This is a genomic window from Flavobacterium sp. (genome assembly GCF_035456085.1).
In the GTDB taxonomy this organism is placed as follows: domain Bacteria; phylum Bacteroidota; class Bacteroidia; order Flavobacteriales; family Flavobacteriaceae; genus Flavobacterium.
The window spans coordinates 1-4,485 of sequence record NZ_DATIDY010000039.1; the positions used below are offsets into that span (position 1 = coordinate 1).

The 4,485-nt window shown below is 35.6% G+C and carries 4 protein-coding genes; 2 read left to right on the forward strand and 2 right to left on the reverse strand.

What is annotated here, in order from left to right:
* Nucleotides 1-438: tRNA (cytidine(34)-2'-O)-methyltransferase (locus VLC96_RS02920; protein WP_325260556.1), on the reverse strand; the 438-nt coding region annotated here is incomplete at its 3' end.
* A 66-nt stretch (nucleotides 439-504) separates the two neighbouring features.
* A complete protein-coding gene (locus VLC96_RS02925; protein ID WP_325260557.1) occupies nucleotides 505-1,074 on the reverse strand; it encodes a pseudouridine synthase in 570 nt (189 codons plus the stop codon).
* A gap of 169 nt (nucleotides 1,075-1,243) precedes the next feature.
* On the opposite strand from VLC96_RS02925, the gene VLC96_RS02930 reads away from it, so the two are divergent.
* Together VLC96_RS02930 and VLC96_RS02935 are read left to right on the forward strand one after the other, a co-directional pair.
* Nucleotides 1,244-1,615 carry a hypothetical protein gene (locus VLC96_RS02930; protein WP_325260558.1) on the forward strand — a complete coding sequence of 124 codons (372 nt, stop codon included), beginning with the start codon at nucleotides 1,244-1,246 and terminating at the stop codon, nucleotides 1,613-1,615.
* A gap of 265 nt (nucleotides 1,616-1,880) precedes the next feature.
* Nucleotides 1,881-4,485, forward strand: a 2,605-nt coding sequence (locus tag VLC96_RS02935) for a choice-of-anchor J domain-containing protein (RefSeq protein WP_325260559.1), incomplete at its 3' end; no start/stop codon positions are given.

Genomic DNA, 4,485 nt, shown 5'->3' on the forward strand with positions numbered 1-4,485 from the left:
CTGTCTTTTAGCTTCACCAACCACAAAAGCAACCGAATTGGCAATATTAAAACTTCTGATTTTATTAGACATCGGAATAGTTAAATGATTGTCGAATAGGGCCAAAACTTCCTTGCTCAAACCAACGCTTTCTTTTCCAAAAACCAACCAATCACCATCTTGAAATTGATTTTCTAAATACGATTTTTCAGCGTGAGAACTCATCAGGAAAACCCTTGATTTATCAGGAATTTGAGACATCCATTCGGAAACATTTTGATATTCGGTTACATCCAAATGCACCCAATAATCGAGTCCAGAACGCTTCAGGTTTTTATCATTAATCACGAATCCGAAAGGATGAATTAAGTGCAAACGGCTTTCTGTTCCGACACACAAACGGCCAATATTTCCTGTGTTATTAGGGATTTCTGGTTCTACGAGAACAATGTTTAGCATTATTGTTTATTTGTTTAATCGTTATTTTGTTTAATCGTTTAATTATCCAATTGTCTAATTATCGTATTAACTAATTTGAAAATCATCAACTTCCAAAACTTCTCCAGCTTTTAAATTATTCAAATGTACATTGCCAATTCGGACTCTTACCAATCTTAGTGTAGGAAACCCAACTGCGGCGGTCATTTTACGAACTTGGCGAAACTTTCCTTCATTGACAGTGATTGAAGCCCACGATGTTGGACCATGGCGTTCGTCTCGAATCTTTTTGCCTCGTGGTCCAAAATCAGGAATTTCGGTAATCAATCGAGCATCACATTTTTTTGTTTTGTATTTGCCACCATCAAAACCGATTTCGACACCTTCTTTCAAAATATCAATTGCTTCCTGAGTAATGATGCCATCAACTTGAACGTAATATTCTTTATCGACTTTTTTGCTTCGAATGATTTCGCTCATTTTCCCATTGGTAGTCAATAAAAGTAATCCTTCGGAATCTTCGTCCAACCGACCAATTGCCATTGTACCCGCGGGAAAATCATATAATTCGCCCAAGAGTTTCTTCTTGCGTTTCAATTCATAAATAAATTGGCTTAAATATCCGTAAGGTTTATGAAGGATGAAATGTTGATACATTCTAACAAAATTTTGTAAAGCAAAGATAGTTTTGTTTGAGTAAATTTCCATTTAAATGTATTTTATCACCTAAACATTTAAACAAAAATCAATGTTAAATGATTGATTATTAAGCTATAAAAATCGTATTATTGATATAAGTAAACTATTCACTTTAAAAACTAACGTCATGGAAAACAAAGATTTAGGTTCCAAAAAAATAAATGGAAAACAGGAAGCCAATGAAGATGTTGGCGGTAAAATTAATGAAGCCGAATCAAATTCTCCAAAATTTAAAAAAGAGTTGGAAACTGATACTGAAGGAAATAAAAAAATCGTGGAAAGAGCCCGAAATGTTGACGGTAGCGGTCCAGATCTTCAAGATGAAATCGAAAATAATGAACTTGCAAAAGAAGGACTTAATCGCGGAGTTCCGACAGAAAAAGAGACTAAAAAAACTGTTGAAAATATAGATCACAACTCGGATATTACACCCAACCGCTATCCTAATTCACACCCCGATAATCATGAAAACAGAGGGAATTCAAATGCGGATGAGTAAGATTTGAATACCTATTATAAACCCGTGATTGGCTTGCGAAATTATATTCCAAAATCTTGAATTAAATCAACTTATACCCCAATCTATCACACTAAGCATTAAGAAAACTTATAGTTTTCCTAATACTTGCTTAACCTGGTACACTGTAGATTTGACTTTTAAAAACTTAAATTTTTATCAGATGAAAAACATTTACTCAAGCAGGTTCTTAACGATTTTTTTCTGTTTCCTTTATTGCTTTTCTGTGCCGCTTTTTGCCCAGACTATGCCAGCGCCACAAACGTTGCCATACACACAAGATTTTTCATTTCCTGCTACAACGACAAGCTATCCAGACGGATTTCAAGGATGGTCTGTGAGCACATCTTCAATTCCTACTCCGAGTAATTACGTCACAAGCGGCACTCCAATTGCAGACAAAAGTCTGACAGCTAGCGGAAGTGCCTCTACATCAAGTGGTAATATTTATAACTATAACGGTAAAATTGGTTTTTTGAATACAGGTTCATTGGACTTAAGTATAGCTTTTTCTATGATAACAACCGGAAAAAATGGAATCGTAGTACAATATGACGCTATGGTGATACGCAATCCTTATGATGGAACCAATAATACCCGCGTTAACGAAATGAGTTTGCAATATAGAGTTGGCGAAACAGACGCTTTTACTACGCTACAAGAAACGGCTTATACAAGTACAACTGTTTTGCAAACAGGTACAGGAGTTACCACACCACAAAATCCTCAGACAATAACAGTAACATTACCTGATGTTTGCAATAACAAACCTATAGTTCAGATTCGGTGGATTTCCAAACAACTTTCAGGTTCTGGTGCACGCCCTTCTTTTGCAATTGACAATATTGGTATTAACGAAGCCGTTGAAGATACGACACCGCCTATTACTGCTGTAGGTTATCCAAAAACGAGCAACATTTTTGCACAAAGTTTTGATTTTTCAAACCAATTAGACGAAGCAGGCAAAACGTATTATGTATTATTGCCTTCGGGAAGCGCAACTCCAAGCGCAAGCCAAGTAAAAGCTGGACTTGATGCAAATGGAACAGCAGCTTTGCAATCAGGTTTTTTGGATATTACAAATCCGTCTCAGGTATATGTAAAAAATGTAACAGGTTTAACACTTAATACATCCTATAGTGTTTTCTCTATTTCCGAAGATTTACACAACAATATACAGTCAACAGTAAATCAAATTGATGTTACAACTTCTAGTGTTGTTGCGCCAATTTTGACAACTACAATCACTTCGCTTGATTTAGGATTTTCAGAAGTAAATTATAATTCAGAAAGTTTGAGCTATCAAATTCAGGCTTCAAATATCGCTGATAATGTTGTTGTAACTGCTCCGACTGGTTTTTCAATTTCTAAAGATAATAGCACTTTTGGTTCTTCTTTGACTTTTAGTGTCTCTGATTTTGCAGCAAATGCAACCCAAACCGTTTATGTGCAATTTACACCAACTGCTTTGGGGAATTTTTCAGGACAAATAACAAATGAATCTACAGGTGCTACTACAAAAAATATTGCAGTATCAGGAATTGGAATTAATCCTTACGTACAAGGTTTTAATGATGTGAATGTTTTGGCAAATAGCGGATGGACTCAATATAATGTTGCCGGAAGCATAAATAAATGGACAAGCACAACTGTTGCCCGAAATGTACACTCAGGAACGGGAGCTGTACTAATGAACGGCTATTCAGACAGTGGTGCGAGTAAAGACTGGCTGATTTCGCCAAAATTACGTTTGGATACTTTTAGTCAATTGCCATTATTGTCTTTTTATTCACGTAAATTTTATTCAGGTCCAGGTTTAAGATTATTGATTTCTACAAATTATGACGGAAAAAGCAATCCAGAATCTGCTACATGGACAGAACTAAATGGAGATTTCCCTGTAGAAACGGGAACTTACAAGCAATCACAATATATAGATTTGAGTGATTATAAAACTAGTCATACTTATGTGGCGTGGGTTTATGAAACTACTGCGGGAGGAAATAATTTTGCTGCCGAATGGTCTTTGGATGACATCGCCATTACAAATGAAGCAGCATATGTAGCTTCGAACCCAAATTTAGATTTTGGAGAAGTAAGTTCGGGTAGTGTTTCTGTTAGTCAGTCTTTTGTTTTTAAAGCTAAAGGATATAATGATATTACTATTACTGCTCCTACTGATTATCAAATTTCGTTAGATAATATTTCTTTTCAATCGAATGTTGTTGTAAATGCTGCCGATGTTTCAACCGGAAAAACAATTTATGTGAGATTTACACCTTCTGTAAAAGCATTAAGTATTTCAGGGGCATTAACGGTAACAGGAACAACTTTGAACAAACAAATTGGAACTTTGACAGGTTCCTCGTTACCTAAAACAGATACTTTTGATATTGTGACTTACAATCTGGAATTTTTTGGTTCAGATGTAAAAGGCACTGATGGTGTTGAATTTGGTCCAACTGACGATGCTTTGCAAATTGATAATGTTGCAAAAGTGATGAACAAATTAAATGCCGACGTATATGTGGTTCAGGAAGTATCTGATGAAACAGCTTTAGAGCAACTAATCCAAAAAATTAGCGTTAACGGAAAAACATTTGACAAAACAATTTCGCCTTCATGGTCATATTCTTTTAATGCTCCTGAACCGAATTTTCCTCCACAAAAATTGGTAGTTCTTTACAATACGCAAACCGCAACGGTAAAAAATACCCGCGTAATGTTTAAGGATTTTTATGACGAAGTTCGTGCAGGAACAAAAACATTGCCAAACTATCCGGGAGGAAATGGATCCAGCTTTTTCTCATCTGGACGTTTGCCTTATATGGTACAAATAGAAACAAATCTTG